Origin of the sequence: Paraburkholderia sp. CNPSo 3272, from assembly GCF_024206495.1 — a bacterium.
Taxonomy (GTDB): Bacteria; Pseudomonadota; Gammaproteobacteria; order Burkholderiales; family Burkholderiaceae; genus Paraburkholderia.
Window position 1 is genome coordinate 121,192 of record NZ_JAMBPQ010000004.1, and the last position, 16,565, is coordinate 137,756.

15 protein-coding genes and 1 tRNA gene are annotated in these 16,565 nt (G+C 64.7%); 9 read left to right on the forward strand and 7 right to left on the reverse strand.

All coding sequences use genetic code 11. From position 1 onward, the window contains the following. Positions 1-81: 81 nt before the first annotated feature. Positions 82-1,380 carry a lysophospholipid transporter LplT gene (gene lplT / locus M3I53_RS06790; protein WP_254315200.1) on the reverse strand — a complete coding sequence of 433 codons (1,299 nt, stop codon included), beginning with the start codon at positions 1,378-1,380 and terminating at the stop codon, positions 82-84. A gap of 152 nt (positions 1,381-1,532) precedes the next feature. After that, the gene (locus M3I53_RS06795; protein WP_254315201.1) at positions 1,533-2,333 is read right to left on the reverse strand and encodes an inositol monophosphatase family protein; all 801 of its coding nucleotides are present in this window, start codon (positions 2,331-2,333) and stop codon (positions 1,533-1,535) included. Positions 2,334-2,815: 482 nt separating this feature from the next. Here M3I53_RS06795 and M3I53_RS06800 point away from each other — a divergent pair, with 482 nt between their 5' ends. Continuing rightward, the gene (locus tag M3I53_RS06800) at positions 2,816-3,622 is read left to right on the forward strand and encodes an RNA methyltransferase (protein ID WP_254315393.1); all 807 of its coding nucleotides are present in this window, start codon (positions 2,816-2,818) and stop codon (positions 3,620-3,622) included. A gap of 222 nt (positions 3,623-3,844) precedes the next feature. Next, positions 3,845-4,669 (forward strand): serine O-acetyltransferase, encoded by an 825-nt coding sequence (gene cysE / locus M3I53_RS06805; RefSeq protein WP_375542476.1) that lies wholly within the window; start codon positions 3,845-3,847, stop codon positions 4,667-4,669. A 70-nt stretch (positions 4,670-4,739) separates the two neighbouring features. Here cysE and M3I53_RS06810 read toward each other — a convergent pair whose 3' ends face one another. The 4 genes from M3I53_RS06810 to M3I53_RS06825 all read right to left on the reverse strand — a co-directional run bounded on the left by M3I53_RS06810 (position 4,740) and on the right by M3I53_RS06825 (position 7,582). Further along, positions 4,740-5,537 (reverse strand): UDP-2,3-diacylglucosamine diphosphatase, encoded by a 798-nt coding sequence (locus M3I53_RS06810; protein WP_254315203.1) that lies wholly within the window; start codon positions 5,535-5,537, stop codon positions 4,740-4,742. A gap of 33 nt (positions 5,538-5,570) precedes the next feature. Continuing rightward, on the reverse strand, positions 5,571-6,065 hold the full coding sequence (locus M3I53_RS06815; protein ID WP_254315204.1) for a peptidylprolyl isomerase: 495 nt from the start codon (positions 6,063-6,065) through the stop codon (positions 5,571-5,573). 160 nt (positions 6,066-6,225) lie between these two features. Beyond that, entirely contained in the window at positions 6,226-6,810 is a 585-nt protein-coding gene (locus M3I53_RS06820) for a peptidylprolyl isomerase (protein WP_254315205.1), read from the reverse strand. Positions 6,811-6,868: 58 nt separating this feature from the next. Continuing rightward, positions 6,869-7,582, reverse strand: a complete 714-nt coding sequence (locus tag M3I53_RS06825; RefSeq protein WP_254315206.1) for a M48 family metallopeptidase — start codon at positions 7,580-7,582, stop codon at positions 6,869-6,871. A 274-nt stretch (positions 7,583-7,856) separates the two neighbouring features. Here M3I53_RS06825 and cysS point away from each other — a divergent pair, with 274 nt between their 5' ends. From cysS to M3I53_RS06860, 7 genes are all read left to right on the forward strand, one after another. Continuing rightward, positions 7,857-9,254 carry a cysteine--tRNA ligase gene (gene cysS / locus M3I53_RS06830; RefSeq protein ID WP_254315207.1) on the forward strand — a complete coding sequence of 466 codons (1,398 nt, stop codon included), beginning with the start codon at positions 7,857-7,859 and terminating at the stop codon, positions 9,252-9,254. A gap of 47 nt (positions 9,255-9,301) precedes the next feature. Then, positions 9,302-10,186: a DNA-3-methyladenine glycosylase gene (locus M3I53_RS06835; protein WP_254315208.1), complete on the forward strand. Its 885-nt coding sequence runs from the start codon at positions 9,302-9,304 to the stop codon at positions 10,184-10,186. A 126-nt stretch (positions 10,187-10,312) separates the two neighbouring features. Next, entirely contained in the window at positions 10,313-11,284 is a 972-nt protein-coding gene (locus M3I53_RS06840) for an acetyl-CoA carboxylase carboxyltransferase subunit alpha (RefSeq protein WP_028204107.1), read from the forward strand. 41 nt (positions 11,285-11,325) lie between these two features. Continuing rightward, entirely contained in the window at positions 11,326-12,756 is a 1,431-nt protein-coding gene (gene tilS / locus M3I53_RS06845) for a tRNA lysidine(34) synthetase TilS (RefSeq protein WP_254315209.1), read from the forward strand. Between the two features lie 458 nt (positions 12,757-13,214). Then, the gene (locus M3I53_RS06850; protein WP_028204105.1) at positions 13,215-14,465 is read left to right on the forward strand and encodes an aspartate kinase; all 1,251 of its coding nucleotides are present in this window, start codon (positions 13,215-13,217) and stop codon (positions 14,463-14,465) included. A gap of 224 nt (positions 14,466-14,689) precedes the next feature. After that, a tRNA-Ser gene (locus tag M3I53_RS06855) sits at positions 14,690-14,783 on the forward strand. A gap of 414 nt (positions 14,784-15,197) precedes the next feature. After that, positions 15,198-15,575, forward strand: a complete 378-nt coding sequence (locus M3I53_RS06860) for a hypothetical protein (protein WP_254315210.1) — start codon at positions 15,198-15,200, stop codon at positions 15,573-15,575. A 147-nt stretch (positions 15,576-15,722) separates the two neighbouring features. Here M3I53_RS06860 and fabI read toward each other — a convergent pair whose 3' ends face one another. Continuing rightward, a complete protein-coding gene (gene fabI, locus M3I53_RS06865; protein ID WP_069265581.1) occupies positions 15,723-16,511 on the reverse strand; it encodes an enoyl-ACP reductase FabI in 789 nt (262 codons plus the stop codon). Positions 16,512-16,565 lie beyond the last annotated feature (54 nt).

Here is a 16,565-nt window from a genome sequence, read left to right on the forward strand (position 1 = left end):
AGGGGTTCAGGGCGTGAGTTTAACGCGCGCCGATTGCATGTAAAGCCAGCCTTTCGGCTAACGCCGTCACAGCGGCTCCCGTCATTCATCGACCAGCGCCTGCAGGTCGACGGTGCGCGCGTTTGCCGCACTGTGCCGCATGGCGAGCCAGATCATCGTGGAGACGAACAGGCCGAATACGACGATGATCCACTGCACGGGGACCTTCGCGGTGAGCAGCAGTGCATACGCGCCGAGCATGAGCAGCACCGCGAGATTCTGGTTGAAATTCTGCACCGCGATCGAGTGACCCGCCGAAAGCAGCGTCGCGCCGCGATGCTGGAGCAAGGCGTTCATCGGCACGATGAAAAAACCGGCGAGCACGCCGAGCAGCACCATCAGCGGGTAGGCGAAAAGCAGGTAGAAGGGAACGATGAACGTGCCGAAGCGCACGCCAACACCTTGCGGAAAGAGGCCCTTGCTGTAGAACGCCATGCCGATCGCCACCGCGCCGCACAGCACGCCCACGGGCAGCACGCGCAACGAGGCGCGCAGCGAGACCCATGCGGCTGCCGCGCCCGCGCCGAGCGCGATGCCGAGTCCGGTCACGCCCTGCATCACGGCGGCTTTCGAGAGCGAGAGCCCGAGATTAACGTCGGCCCACTTGAGCACGAGCAGTTGCAGCGTGACCGCCGCGCCCCACATCAGGGTCGTGACCCAGAGTGCGATCTGCGCGAGCTTGTCGGTCCAGAGCACGTTGAAGCTATGCGTGAAATCGCCCATGAGACGAGCCGGTTCCCTGAGCCGGTTCTCGTAGCGCGCGCCCGTATCGGGAATGCCGATGTTGATGATCGCGGCGAGCACGTACGTGATCATGACGGCGAGCATCGCGAGGTCGGCGGCCGAATGAATCGCCGGCCAAGGATGACGCGTGACGAAACGGTCGGCGTAAGTGGAAACGAGTGCGCCGCCCATCATCGTGCCGACAATGGTTGAAAGCACCGTGGCCGATTCGAGCCACGCATTGGCGGCGATGAGCTTTTCGGCCGGCAGCAATTCCGTCAGGATTCCGTACTTTGCAGGCGAGTAAGCCGCCGCGCCGAAGCCGACCACGCCATACGCGATCATCGGATGCACGCCCGCGATCATCAGCAGGCAGCCACACGCCTTGAGCGCGTTCGAGACGAACATCACGTGGCGCTTTTGCAAGGCGTCGGCAAACGCGCCGACGAAAGGCGCGAGCAGCACGTAGGAGATCGTGAAGAAGATCTGCAGCAGCGGCGTCACCCAGGCGGGCGAAGCAATCACCGTGAGCAGCGCAATCGCCGCGATGAGGAGCGCGTTGTCGGCGAGCGACGACACGAACTGCGCGGCGATGATCGTGTAGAAGCCTTTTTTCATCGGATGCGTGCGTGGTCCTCTTGCAGCAGGGCGACGGGCGAAACAAAAAAGCGGCCGAAGCCGCTCGATGCGCATGCGTGGGCGACGGACCTGGTCCGCGCGCTGCACGCGTCGCAGTTGGACAAGGCGTGCACCGCGACGCGCATGGGCGCTTACGCCGCCTTGGGCACGCGCGTGTACTTCGAGAGGATCGGCACCATTTGCGCGTAGATCTTCGGATTGCCAGCGACGACTTCGCCCATGTGCAGGAAGTCCGAGTCGCCCGTGTAGTTGCCGATCAGACCGCCGGCTTCCGTCACGAGCAGGCCGCCCGCGGCGACGTCCCACGGATTGAGGCCCTGTTCGAAGAAGCCGTCCATGCGGCCGGCGGCGACGTTGGCCAGATCGAGCGCTGCCGCGCCCGGGCGGCGCAGGCCCGCGCACGCGTTGGTCATTTCGGCGAACAGCTCGCAGTAGCTGTCGAGGCCGTCCTTTTCGCGGAACGGGAAGCCGGTGCCGAGCAGGCCGTCAGCGAGACGGTCGCGGCGGCCCACGCGGATGCGGCGGTCGTTCAGGAACGCGCCGCGGCCCCGCGAAGCGGTGAAGAGGTCGTTACGCGTCGGGTCGTAGACCACGGCCTGGGTGACGATGCCCTTGTGCGCGAGCGCGATCGAGACGCAGTAATACTGGAAGCCGTGGATGAAATTGGTGGTGCCGTCGAGCGGATCGATGATCCACTGATATTCGGACTCGTTCTCCGACTGGCCCGATTCCTCGGCGAGGATGGCGTGGTCGGGGTAGGCTGTCTTGAGCGTTTCGATGATGGCGGCTTCCGCCGCCTTGTCGACTTCCGTGACGAAATCGTTGTGCTGCTTCTTCGTGACCTGCACGAGATCGAGGTCGAGCGACGCGCGGTTGATGATCTGTCCGGCGCGGCGCGCGGCCTTGACAGCGATGTTGAGCATGGGATGCATGAGCCAGGATCCTTGTTGTCCGGCGCTCGCGAAGGCTGGGTGCGCGCCGGTGGTGCAAAAGATAAAAGCGTCTAACGATTGGACAGGGCGCGGGCCTGGAGTGGACCTGCGGAACCTGTCCCGTCAACGGAGACGAATTGGATAAGAGCGGGGCGCGGCGGCGCTGGTTGCCAGCGACTTGCCGGGCGCCTGGCGGGCAGCTGAACGGCTGCACGATTCGCCTGACGCGCGCGAAACCGCCATTTTACCCGAGTATCGGCGTTTCCACGGCTTCTCCCGGGCGGGATATCGGGATTTTTCTGGATATGATGTTCGCGACAGGACGCGCTCGAGCGCACATCGCCGCGGCGCTGGGCGCGCTAACATAGACGTTTCAATCTCCTTTTCGCGGTTAGAGAACCATCTTGGCGCACCCCGATTCACCTGATTCCCACGCAACTTCCCACGCTACGGCGCCGGCTTCCGGCGACGCTCACGAGCCGCTGCGCGGCGGCTTCACGTCCACCCGCTTCGTGCTCGTCGAGCCGAGCCACCCCGGCAATGTCGGCGCGGCCGCGCGCGCGCTGAAGACCATGGGATTCTCGCGCCTCGTGCTGGTGGCGCCGCGCGTGCCGCAGGTCCACTGCGACCCGGAAGCCGTGGCCATGGCGAGCGGCGCCGACGACGTGCTCGCGGCCGCCCACATCGTGCCGACGCTCGCCGACGCGCTGGCAGGCGTGCAATGGTCGCTCGCGCTCACGGCGCGCACGCGCGAGTACGGGCCGCCGCCTGCAGCGCCGCGCCAGGCGGTGCAGGCCGCCTGCCGCCAGGCGGTGCACGGCGGCGACATCGCGCTCGTGTTCGGCAACGAGCGCACGGGCCTGTCGAACGGCGACGTCGAGCGCTGTAGCGCGCTTGCGCATATCCCGGCCAATCCCGCCTATAGCTCGCTCAATCTTGCCCAGGCAGTCCAGGTGCTGGCCTACGAGTTGCGCCTCGCCTACCTCGGGGAGAGCGCACCCGCCGCCGCGCTGCCGGCGGCCGGCGGTGCGGGCGGCGTCGCGCAGCTTGCGGCCGGGTCGCCGCTCGCGACGAGCGACGACATCGAGCGCATGTACGTGCACCTCGAGAACGCGCTCATCGCGCTCGAGTATCTCGATCCCGCCAATCCGAAGAAGCTGATGTCGCGCCTGCGGCGGCTGTTCGCCCGCTCGGGGCTCGAGCGCGAGGAGGTCAATATCGTGCGCGGCGTCGCCAAGCACATCCTCCTGCTCAAGGGCAAAGGCGACGGCAAGAACGAGATCCGCTGATCGTCTGCTCCGGCGCGGCTGCGTACGCGCCGGCATCCAACCTTGCCGCCGACGGGGGCTTCCGGCCTCGAATCGGCTTTGCGCCTACAATCGGCCGGAAACCGGCGAAAAATTCATAAGCAAATGCGCGCGGCTGCAATAGCCGTTGCGTCGCTTGCGCGCACGCTGCGTCGTCGCGCGGCCGCCATTCTCCATGATTCACCCGTTTTTAGCGTGATAGCCATGCTCAAGAGACTTCGCGAAGACATTGCCACGATCCGCGAGCGCGATCCCGCCGCCCGCAGCGCGTGGGAGGTCCTGACCTGTTATCCGGGTCTGCATGCGCTCGTGCTGCATCGCTTCGCGCATGCGTGCTGGCTCGCCAGGCGCCGCTGGCTCGCCCGCTACGTTTCGCAGATCGCGCGTTTTCTGACGGGCATCGAGATCCATCCGGGCGCGACCATCGGCCGGCGGGTGTTCATCGATCACGGCATGGGCGTCGTGATCGGCGAGACGGCCGAAGTCGGCGACGACTGCACGATCTACCAGGGCGTGACGCTCGGCGGCACGTCGCTCACGCGCGGCGCGAAGCGTCACCCGACGCTGGGTCCGGGCGTGATCGTCGGTGCGGGCGCAAAGGTGCTCGGCAGCTTCACGGTGGGCGCCGGGGCGAAAATCGGCTCTAACGCCGTGGTCGTGAAGCCGGTGCCGGAAGGCGCGACGGCGGTGGGCAACCCCGCGCGCGTCGTCGCGCCCGCGAAGACCGCGCCCGTGCAGGCCAAACCGGTTTCGCCGCGCGAGGGCTTTTGCGCCTATGGCATCACGCCCAATGCCGACGACCCGGTTTCGCTCGCGATCCACGGCCTGATCGACCACGCGGCTACGCAGACACAGCGCGTCGATGCGATCGTCGTCGCACTCGAGCGGCTCGGCGCGCGACTCGAGGCGCTGCATGGCGCCGATGCAGCGCTCGCCGAATTGCGGCGTCTATCCGAGGGGCTGGAATGCGGCGGCCCGCAAGCCGAAGCGCCGAGCCGCGAAGAGGAGAAGGCGCCAGCGCGCGTTTGAGGCGTGGCGCGAAGAGGGCGCTAAAAGCGAGGCGCCAAAAGCGCGGCGCTAAAAGTAAAAGCGGCGCGCCTCAGTCCAGCGACAAGACCCTGAAGCCTTCGGCATCCACTCGCAGGTAGCCGCCGCGCGGCTTGCCGTGATCGAGATCCCAGTCGGGCAGGACCCAGCGCGTGCCGCCGGGCTCCTGGTGGCGCGCCGGCCGGTGCGTGTGGCCGTGCACGATGGTGTTCGCGCGCGCACGCTTGAAGAGCGCCGCGACGCCTTTGACCGTGACGTCGTACTTCGGCAGGCGCGGACCACCGCGTTTGTTCTCGCTCGCGCGGCGCGCCCTTTCGGCGATCGCCCGCCGCCAGCGAAACGGCCACGCCAGAAATAGCAACTGCACGAGCCGGTTGCGCGCGAGCTTGCGGAAGAGCTGATAACCGTGATCGTCGGTGCACAGCGCGTCGCCGTGCGCGAGTGCGAGGCGCGTGCCGAACGCGGTGATCGCGATAGGGTCGGGCAGCCATATCGCGCCCGCGGCTTTCATGAAACGCTTGCCCAGCAGAAAGTCGCGGTTGCCGTGCATGATGTAGAGCGCGATGCCGCGCTCGGAGAGCGTATGCATCAGCGCTGCCATGCGCGCGGGGAACGCGTCGGTGAGCATGTCGTCACCGATCCAGTATTCGAAGAGGTCGCCGAGTATGAACACCGAGTCGGCCTGATCGGCCGTAACCCGGATGAAGCGCTCGAACGCGGCGACCGTGCGCGGAATCCCTTCATTCAGATGCACATCGGAGATGAACAGAAACGGACGAGCCGCGTGCGGGCGCTTGCCCTCGCCGGGCACGCCCGCGGCAGCGTGTCGTAAAGCCTTTTCCTGCAGCATCGATGAAGGGTGTGCGTGAGAGTTGTATGACGCTTATTCGGCGACGACAGCCTTCTCGATCACGACGTCGTCGACCGGCACGTCCTGATGGAAGCCCTTCGAGCCCGTCTTGACCTTCTTGATCTTGTCGACCACTTCAAGGCCTTCCACGACCTTGCCGAACACGGCGTAGCCCCAGCCTTGCGGCGTCGGCGACGAGTGGTTCAGGAAGTCGTTGTCGGCGACGTTGATGAAGAATTGTGCCGATGCCGAATGCGGGTCGTTGGTGCGCGCCATGGCGATCGAGCCGCGCTCGTTCTTCAGACCGTTGTTCGCTTCGTTTTCGATCGGCGCTTCGGTCGGCTTTTGCTTCATGCCGGCGTCGAAGCCGCCGCCCTGGATCATGAACCCGTCGATGACGCGGTGAAACACCGTGCCGTCATAGTGGCCGCTCTTCACATAGTTGAGGAAGTTGGCGACCGTCTTCGGGGCCTTCTCGGCGTTCAGTTCGAGCTTGATGACGCCGTGGTTCGTGTGCAGTTCGACCATGATGGAATCCTTTGCCTGTGGCGGGGGGAATGAACGTCGCTGCATCGGCAAGAGGCGGGGCGTGTTGCCCAACGCGTGTGCCGGCGCCGCGACGTGCGACGGGTGAGGGCGGCGCTGCCGCCCGGTTAGTCGATGATTAACTGGCGTGTTGCCGGCGTGCTTACTTGCCGACGACGGTCGCCGACTCGATCACGATTTCCTTTTGCGGCACATCGGACATCGGGCCGCGCGAGGTGGTGGGCGCCGCTTCGATCTTCTTCACGACGTCCATGCCCTGCGTGACCTTGCCGAACACGGCATAGCCGTTGCCGTCCGGGTTCGGATAGTCGAGGCCGGCGTTATCCACCGTGTTGATGAAGAACTGGGCGGTGGCCGAATTCGGGTCGCTCGTGCGCGCCATCGCGATCGTGCCCGCGAGATTCTTCAGGCCGTTCTTGCTCTCGAGCGCGATCGGTGCGCGCGTGGGCTTCTCGACGAAGCTTTGCGTGTAGCCGCCGCCCTGGATCATGAAGCCGCGAATCACGCGATGAAAGATCGTGCCGTTGTACTGGCCAGCCTTCACGTACTGCAGGAAATTGTCGACGGTCTTCGGCGCCTTCTCCGGATAGAGCTCGACGCGAATGTCGCCTTCACTGGTCTTGAAGAGCACTTGCGGGTGCGCGGCGGCCGGCTGGCCGTTTTGCGCAAAGGCGGGTGCGTTCGCGATCAGGGCGGCGCTGCCGAGCGCCAACATCAACCATTTCATGAGTATCCTCGGAAGTGCGGGAAAAACGTTTCGCGGCGCGCACGCTGCGCGCCAGATGTTAGTTCGACGGCGCCACGAAAGGCGGCATCGCGAGCGACCCCGTCGAGCCGCCGAACTGGTACGCGGGGTTGCTGAGCGCCGGCACGATGGCCGACGGGCTCGCGGCCGACGCGCCTTCTGCCGCCGCGGCGGCGGCCGACTTCTTTTGCGCGGGCGGCGGCGAGATGATCTTCGCGATGTCGGCCTGGCGCTGCTGCGTGGTGGCGCTTGCATGGCCAAGCGTTTGCGCGCGGCGGTATGACGCGTCGGCCAGACGCAGGTACAGGTCGCCGAGATTTTCCCACGCGAGTCCGTACGACGGGTTCGCCTTCACCGCGGTTTCGAGCGCGACGCGCGCCTCGTCGTAGCGGCCATGTTTCGCGTAAAGCGCCGCGAGATTGTTGTAAGGCTCGGGCAATTCGGGGTAGAGCTGCGTGAGTTCGGTGAACGCCTCGATCGCGTCGTCGTCGCGGTTCAGGCGCGCGAGAATGGTCGCGCGCTTGAACTTCGCCTGCACGTCGCGCGGGTTCGTCTTGATGCGCGCGTCGAGTTGGCTGAGCGCGCCAGCCCAGTCGTGCTCGCTGATCGCGGCGTCGGCGCCGGGCGTCGCGTCGGAGGTCGCCGGGGGCGCGGCATGCGCGATGCTGACACTGCACAGCACGATCGCGACGCTCGAGAGAGCCGACGCGGCAAGGGTCGCAGCACGGGGCGCGCGGCCGCTGGAAGGTTTCATAGGGTGAGGTCGCGGTGTTATACTCCGAGCCATTCTAACAAAAGGTCTGTGCGTTTTCGTCGCGCGCTTTGTCCCTCGCCCGTTTCATTCGTATTCCGGGCGCTTGCGCGAGTCGCCGGGCTTTCCAACGCCACTCGTGGTCGTCTCCGCCTCGACAGCAACCTGGTTGCAGTCCGGACGCCGACAGACAGCAGCCTGAGCAATGCGGGCATCACCCGCTGGCTGCGGTCGGCGCCGCCGCGGATTTCTTTCGACCCACGTATCCATCGCCTTTATGGAATCACTGCGCATCTACAACACGCTCGCGCGTGACAAGCAAAATTTCGTGCCACTCGAGCCCGGCGTCGTGCGTATGTACGTCTGCGGGATGACGGTGTACGACTATTGTCATGTCGGGCATGCGCGTGTGATGGTGGTCTTCGATATCGTGCAACGCTGGCTGCGCGCGCTCGGTTACAACGTGACCTACGTGCGCAACATTACCGATATCGACGACAAGATCATTCGTCGTGCGGTAGAAAACGGCGAGACGATCAAGCAGCTTACCGACCGGTTCATCGCAGCGCTGCACGAAGACGCGGACGCGCTCGGCATCGAGCGTCCCGATCACGAGCCGCGCGCGACGCAGTACATCCCACAAATGCTCGACATGATCGGCAAGCTCGAGCGCAATGGCTACGCGTACCAGGGTGCGGACGGCGACGTCAACTACGCGGTGCGCAAGTTCGCGAACTATGGCGCGCTCTCGGGCAAGTCGATCGAAGACCTGCGCGCGGGCGAACGTGTGGCGACGAACGATGCCAAGCAGGATCCGCTTGACTTCGTGCTGTGGAAACAGTCAAAACCGCATGAGCCGGCCGACACGAGCTGGGACTCGAAATATGGGCGCGGGCGTCCTGGCTGGCACATCGAATGCTCGGCTATGGGCTGCACGTTGCTCGGCGAGCACTTCGACATTCATGGCGGCGGTCAGGACCTGCAGTTTCCGCACCACGAGAACGAGATTGCGCAGAGCGAAGGCGCGACCGGCAAGACGTTCGTCAATACGTGGATGCATAACGGTTTCGTGAATATCGACAACGAGAAGATGTCGAAGTCGCTCGGCAACTTCTTCACGATCCGCGAAGTGCTGGCGAAGTACGATGCGGAAGTGGTGCGCTTCTTCATGGCGCGCGCGCATTACCGCTCGCCGTTGAATCACAGCGACGCGCATCTCGACGACGCGCGCAACGCGCTCACGCGTCTTTACACCGCGTTGAAAGACGTGACGCCGGACGCGGGCGAGCTTGACTGGAACGAGCCGTACGCGCAACGTTTTCGTGCGGCAATGAACGACGATTTCAACACGCCGGTGGCGATCGCCGTGCTGTTCGAACTCGCGAGCGAGGTGAACCGTACGCGCGACGCCATGCTCGCGCGTCAGCTGCAACGCCTCGCACGTGTGATCGGGCTGCTCGTGCGCGAGCCGCGCGTGTTCCTGCAACAGGCCGCGGGCGCACAAGATGCAGGCGCGCTCGACGTGGCAGCGATCGAAGCGAAGATCGCGGCGCGCACGGCGGCCAAGCAGGCGAAGCAATATGCGGAGGCGGACCGGATTCGGGCCGAACTGCTCGAAGCCGGTGTCGCGCTCGAAGACAAACCGGGCGGGTTGACCGAGTGGCGCCGCGTGTAAGCGGGCTGTCCAGTTTCCACTGATCGATTCGCGAGGCAGGAGGCAGGATGGCAACGGCCACGAAGACGCAGACCAGGCGGTCTGCGTCGCTAACGGGCGGAACTGCGGGCGCACCCGCAGGTGCAAAGCGTGCGCTCAATGGAGCGGGCGGCAAGGCAGCGACAAGGCCGGCTGCGAAGACGGCGCGCGGGAAAACCAACGGCGCGTCCGGCTCGCACGAAGTGCTCGACGGCGCGGCAATCGAGGCCGCTCTCTCCAACGGTCCGGCGGCGCTCGAAGCCGTGGAGCCCGCGGCGAACGCGCTGGGCGATCTCGAATTCGAAGTGCAGCGTCCCGACTATTGGGACAAGGCATGCGCGGACCTCGTCAAGCGCGACCGCATTCTCAAGAAGCTGATTCCGAAGTTCGGTCCCGTGCATTTGTTGAGCCGCGACGATCCGTTCGTCACGCTCGCACGCTCGGTGGTCGGCCAGCAGATTTCGACGGCGGCGGCGCAGGCGCTTTGGCAGCGTGTCGAAGCCGCATGCCCCAAGCTCGTGCCGCAGCAGTTCCTGAAACTCGGTCACGAAAAGCTGGCCGCGTGCGGCCTCTCCAAACGCAAGACGGAATACATCCTCGATCTCGCGCAGCATTTCGTCTCGGGTGCGTTGCACGTCGGCAAGTGGACGTCGATGGACGATGAAGACGTGATCGCGGAGCTCACGGCGATTCGCGGCATTGGCCGCTGGACCGCCGAGATGTTCCTGATCTTCAATCTCGCGCGCCCCAATGTGCTGCCGCTCGACGATCTGGGCCTCATCCGCGCGATCAGCGTCAACTATTTCAGTGGCGAGCCGGTCACGCGCAGCGAAGCGCGCGAAGTCGCGGCCAACTGGGAGCCGTGGCGTACCGTCGCGACTTGGTATATGTGGCGCAGCCTCGAGCCGTCGTGAAGCGCGGGTAGTCGTCGATAATGAGAAAAACGCTATCGATCGAAGAAATCGATAGTTCTGAGCCGATTTCGGCGCGGGCTGGCGCGGTTAGAATACGCGCTGCCGCAAAGTGAAGGATTCCCACACATGAAGACCACGTTTCTGGATTTCGAACAGCCGATCGCTGAACTGGAAGCGAAGATCGAAGAACTGCGCTTCGTTCAGGACGATTCGGCCGTCGATATTTCGGAAGAAATCGAGCGGCTGTCGAAGAAGAGCCAGCAACTCACGAAGGACCTCTATGCGAACCTGAGCCCGTGGCAGGTTTCGCAGATCGCGCGTCATCCGCAGCGTCCGTACACGCTCGATTACGTGCACGAGCTTTTTACCGATTTTCACGAACTCCATGGCGACCGCTCCTTTGCGGACGACCTTTCCGTCGTCGGCGGGCTCGCGCGCTTCAATGGCCAGGCTTGCATGGTGATCGGCCACCAGAAGGGCCGTGACACGAAGGAGCGCGCCGCGCGCAACTTCGGCATGCCGCGCCCGGAAGGCTATCGCAAGGCCGAGCGACTGATGCGCCTCGCCGAGAAGTTTGGGCTGCCCATCTTCACGTTTGTCGACACGCCGGGCGCGTACCCGGGCATCGGCGCGGAAGAGCGCGGCCAGTCGGAAGCCATCGGCCGTAATCTCTACGTCATGGCCGAACTCAAGACGCCGATCATCACGACTATCATCGGCGAAGGCGGTTCGGGCGGCGCGCTCGCGGTGGCCGTGGCCGATACCGTCATGATGCTGCAGTTCTCCACCTACTCGGTGATTTCGCCGGAAGGCTGCGCGTCGATTCTCTGGAAGAGCGCCGCGAAGGCGCCGGAAGCCGCGGAAGCGCTGGGCCTCACGGCGCACCGCCTGAAGGCGCTGGGCCTCATCGACAAGATCGTGAACGAGCCGCTCGGCGGCGCGCATCGCGATCCGAAGGGCATGGCCGCGCTGCTGCGCCGCGCGCTTGCCGACTCGCTGCGCCAGTTCCAGGGCATGAGCATCGCCGACCTGAAGCAGCGCCGTTTCGAGCGCCTGATGGCCTACGGCAAGTTCAAGGAAACGACGCCGGGCGCGTAAGGCGCGCGACGTCAACGTTCCTCGACGTCTGCGGTCGTGCTGTGACCGACCATCCCGAATCCGACGCCGGGCGCATCGTTCTCGATGCGCTCGGCGTTGTGCTATCCACGCTTGCCGACGACGCCCGCATCGCTATCGCGTATAGCGGGGGGCTCGACTCGTCCGTGCTGCTGGACGCCGCGGTGCGGGTGGCCGGGCCGGCGCGTCTCGTCGCACTGCATGTGCATCACGGCCTGAGCCCGAATGCCGACGCATGGCTCGCCCACTGCGAGGCAACCGCGCGTGCGTACGGCGTGACGTTCGACGCGAGGCGCGTGGAGTTGGTGCGCGACGACGCGGCCGGCGTCGAGGCGGCCGCCCGCGACGCCCGCTACCGCGCGCTCGACGCGATGTGCACGGCGCACGGCGTGCAGGCGCTCTGGCTCGCGCAGCATGCGGACGATCAGGCGGAGACGGTGCTGTTGCAGTTGCTGCGCGGCGCCGGGCTCGCGGGGCTCGCGGCGATGGCGCCCGCACGTGCGAGCGTGAATGGCGTGGCGCGCATGCGGCCGCTGCTCGCACTGTTGCGCACGCAACTGGAACGCTATGCGCGCGCGCACGGCCTGCACTGGATCGACGACGAATCGAACGACGACACGCGCTACGCGCGCAACGCCTTGCGTCACGTCGTGATGCCGGCGCTCTCGGCCCATTTTCCCGGTTATCGCGATGCGCTCGCGCGCACGGCGGCGCATGCGGCTTCTTCGCAGCGTTTGCTCGACGATCTCGCGCGCATCGATTTGCGCGACGTTGGACGCGAGGGCGACCGCGCGCTTTCACACGCCGCGCTGCTCGCGCTCGACGATGCCCGAGCGCTCAATTTGCTGCGTTACTGGATGCGCTCGCTTGGCCTGCCGGCGGCATCGACGGCGCGGCTTGCGGATCTGTTGCGGCAGTTGCGCGAGATCGCGCGCGAGGACATGCACGGCCACGCGTTGCGCGTCGATCACGCCGGGCAGCGCTTGCGCTCGTATCGCGGCATCGTTTCGTGGGAAGCCGTACGTGCGCGGTCCGAACGCGCAGGCGAGGACGCCGCTCACGCGCGCGCGCCCGTGTCGTTGAACTGGCGCGGAGAGGAAGTCTGGCGTCTGCCCTCGTGGCGCGGGACCTACGTTTTCGCGCCTGCCTCACCCGACGAAGCCGACGCCGTTCCAGAGCGCATGCTCGCAAGCGCGCCGCTCGTCGCGCGCGAGCGCAGCGGTGGCGAGCGCTTGCGCGACGAAGCCGCGAACGTGAGCCGCACACTCAAGAACCTGTTCCAGACGCGCGGCGTGCCTGCATGGGAGCGCGACGTGCCGTTGCTCTATGTGGGCGAGACCTTGCTGTTCGTGCCCCGTATCGGCGTGAACCGGTCGGCGTGCGGCGCGACACCCGGCGAGCCTGACGCGGCCTGGCGTCGCATCGAATGGCGAGAGGATGTGTTGGTCGCTTGAAGTCGCATGCGAAGACACCGTTCAATTCGCCGCCGGGGAACGGCGATCGTTCCCCCGCAAATCCTTGCCAGACAAGCCTTTTTCGGCCTCCGCAAGCGTGTTCCGTCTTGTAATTTTGGCGTCAATCGGGTAGTGTAAGTCGTTTGTCCAGCCCGCTTTTTCGCGTTCACGGACGCCGTCAAAAGCGGCGTGTCTCGTGAAGGCGCGATTTTTCCTTCGAGCGGTATCCGACGGTTGCAGGGACGTCGTAGCGGCATGCGGGCAGGGCGCGAGTGCAAGGCACCAGCGCGCGTCGATACATATCGACACGATGTGGATACGATGCGCCGGCCTTCGCGCCCCTGAGGCAAAACCCGCGCGTGCTGCACGCGCTGAAGCCGCCGCCGTGGCCCCAAGGCGTCCGGGCGGCCCGGTTCTTCAGTGCGCCAGCGCGGTAACATCTCCAGTTCAGAACGACAATGGCACTCATCGTACACAAATACGGCGGCACCTCGATGGGCTCGGTCGAGCGCATCAAGAACGTCGCTAAACGCGTCGCCAAATGGCACAAGGCGGGCCACAAGATGGTCGTCGTGCCCTCGGCAATGTCCGGCGAAACGAATCGTCTGCTTGGTCTCGCGAAAGAAATTTCGCCTCAACCCAGCCCGCGCGAGCTCGACATGATTGCGTCGACCGGTGAGCAGGTGAGCGTCGGCCTCCTGTCGATCGCGCTGCAGGAAGCAGGCGTCGACGCCATCAGCTACACCGGCTGGCAAGTGCCGGTCAAAACCGACAGCTCGTTCACCAAGGCCCGCATCAACGACATCGACGGCGAGCGCGTGCTGGCCGATCTCGACGACGGCAAGGTGGTCGTGATAACGGGCTTCCAGGGCATCGACCCGGAAGGCCACATCACCACGCTCGGCCGCGGCGGCTCGGACACTTCGGCGGTTGCAGTCGCAGCGGCGCTGAAGGCCGACGAATGCCTGATCTATACGGACGTCGACGGCGTCTACACGACCGATCCGCGTGTGGTCGACGACGCACGCCGTCTCGACCGCATTACGTTCGAAGAGATGCTGGAAATGGCCAGCCTCGGCTCGAAAGTGCTGCAGATCCGCTCGGTGGAATTCGCGGGCAAGTATCAGGTGAAGACGCGTGTGCTCTCCAGCCTGACCGACCCGATGATGAACCTCGACGAGGAAATGTCCTCGGGCACCCTGATTACTTTTGAAGAAGACGAGACCATGGAAAAAGCAGTCATCTCGGGTATCGCGTTCCAGCGCGACGAGGCCCGCATCATCGTGATGGGCGTGCCCGACAAGCCGGGCATCGCGTATCAGATCCTCGGCCCGGTGGCGGACGCTAACATCGACGTCGACATGATCATCCAGAACCAGAGCGTGGCCGGCAAGACGGACTTCACGTTCACGGTGCCCCGCGGCGACTATCAGCGCGCCATCGACGTGCTGAACAACCAGGTGAAGGGTCACGTGAGCGCGGAGCAGGTGCTCGGCGACGCGAAGGTGTCGAAGGTTTCGGTGGTCGGCGTGGGCATGCGCTCGCACGTGGGCGTGGCGAGCAAGATGTTCCGCACGCTTTCGGAAGAGGGCATCAATATCCAGATGATCTCGACCTCGGAAATCAAGATCTCGGTGCTGATCGACGAGAAGTACATGGAACTGGCGGTGCGCGCGCTGCACAAGGCGTTCGACCTCGAGCACGCGTAAACCGTGCCGTGTTTGCGCTGCCATTGCGCCGCGTTTGTGTTGTGTGACGAGGATGTGACGCGGTTTTTCCGCTCGATTCCGATGCGCAATGCCGCCCACGAGGTTCGTCGTGCGCTTGCAGAAAAAACTTTGCAAAAAAGCGTCGTATGAATTGACCGCAAGGCGCTAACCCGCTATTATCTTGGCTTCGTTGCGCTGCCTCCCTGGCGCGAACGAAGTTTTTGGGAGACGTGGCCGAGAGGTCGAAGGCACTCCCCTGCTAAGGGAGCATCTGGGCCAAAACCTGGATCGAGGGTTCGAATCCCTCCGTCTCCGCCAGTAATGGCGGTGGAAACCCCGCAAGTCTCGGCTTGCGGGGTTTTTGTTTTTTGGGTCGCAAATTGCTCGATGTGAGGAGGCAATAAGTCGTCGCTCGAAGGCAGGGAAGAAGCACTGCAAGAATCATCAGGAATGCCAGGCAAATTGCGGTGGCGCACTGGAGCGCAAAGGTTTTTCATTGAGGCGCCGATAAATGGAATGGGCTTCGCGAGTCGTGCGAAGTCTCCTGCACACCGGCCCAAGCGATGCTATTCTGCCCGGCGCAGTTGGCCATACGCCGACCAGTGTAACGAGACGTAACGACATCGAATGCAGGCCAGGTTTGTGCATCAGTTATTACAAGTTTGAAATACGCGGGCGAAAGCCGTGCGTTATATTGGCTTCGACAAAATATCAAACCCGAAAGGTGAGTCCATGAAGTTCCCACGTGTTGTTGCAATGCTGCTCGGGGGCGTGGCTATCGGCGCATCGAGTGCTGCTATGGCTGGCGTGAGCGTTGGTGTCAATATCGGTATCCCGGCCCCGGTTTATGTCGCTCCGCAACCGGTCTACGCGCCGCCGCCGCCGCCGGTCGTCTATCAACCGGCTCCCGTTTATGGGGCGCCGCCGGCCATCGTCATCGGCTGGCACGGTGACCGTTACTGGGACGGGCGCCGCTACTGGGAGCGCGACGACTGGTATCGCCACCACGGCGGCTATGACGGCCCGGGCCGCGGTCACTACGACCGCGGCCACTATGACCGCGACCACTACGACCGCGACCACGGCGGTCCTCCGGGACACTGGCACTAAGCCGCGAGGCTCGTTGGCGGCGTGGTGCGCGTGACACGGCGCGCATGGCACATCGAACGCCACGCCAAAAGAAAAGCCGCCCAGTGGGCGGCTTTTGCATTCTTGCCGTTGTGCGCGCAACGACGCGCACGCAACGTGAAGAGCGGCTTACTCGAGGCCGGCCATGCCGCCAACCACGGCGTTGAAGCCCGAGTCGACGTGCATGATTTCGGCGGTCACGCCGGCTGCCAGATCGGAGAGCAGGAACGCGGCTGAATTGCCGACCTGCTCGATAGTCACGTTACGCTGCAGCGGGGCGTTCTGTGCGACGAAGTCGAGAATCTTACCAAAGCCTTTGATACCGCTTGCCGCGAGCGTCTTGATCGGGCCGGCCGAGATGCCGTTCACGCGCACGCCTTGCGCACCGAGCGCCACCGCGAGATAACGCACGCTTGCTTCGAGTGCGGCTTTCGCAACGCCCATGGTGTTGTAGTTCGGGATCGCGCGCTCTGCGCCGAGATAGGTCAGCGTCAGCAGCGAAGCGTTCTGGGCGAGCATCGGCTTGGCGGCCTTGGCGAGCGCCGGGAAGCTGTATGCCGAAATATCGTGGGCGATGCGGAAATTCTCGCGCGTCATGCCGTCGAGGAAGTCACCCGCGATCGCCTCGCGCGGCGCGAAGCCGATCGAGTGGACGAGGCCGTCGAGCGTATCCCAGTGCTGCTTGAGATCCGTGAAGAGCGCTTCGATTTGCGCGTCGTCGGCCACATCGCAAGGGAACACCAGGTTGCTGCCAAATTCCTGCGCGAACTCGGTGATACGGTCCTTGAAGCGGTCGCCGACGTACGTGAACGCCAGTTCCGCGCCTTCGCGCTTGCATGCCTGCGCGATGCCGTACGCAATCGAACGGTTCGACAGCAGGCCGGTCAACAGGATACGTTTGCCAGCGAGGAAGCCCATGAATTCTCCTAAATCAGGTCAATGCGCCAGCGCCTGTGGGGGCGGCGCCGCGTG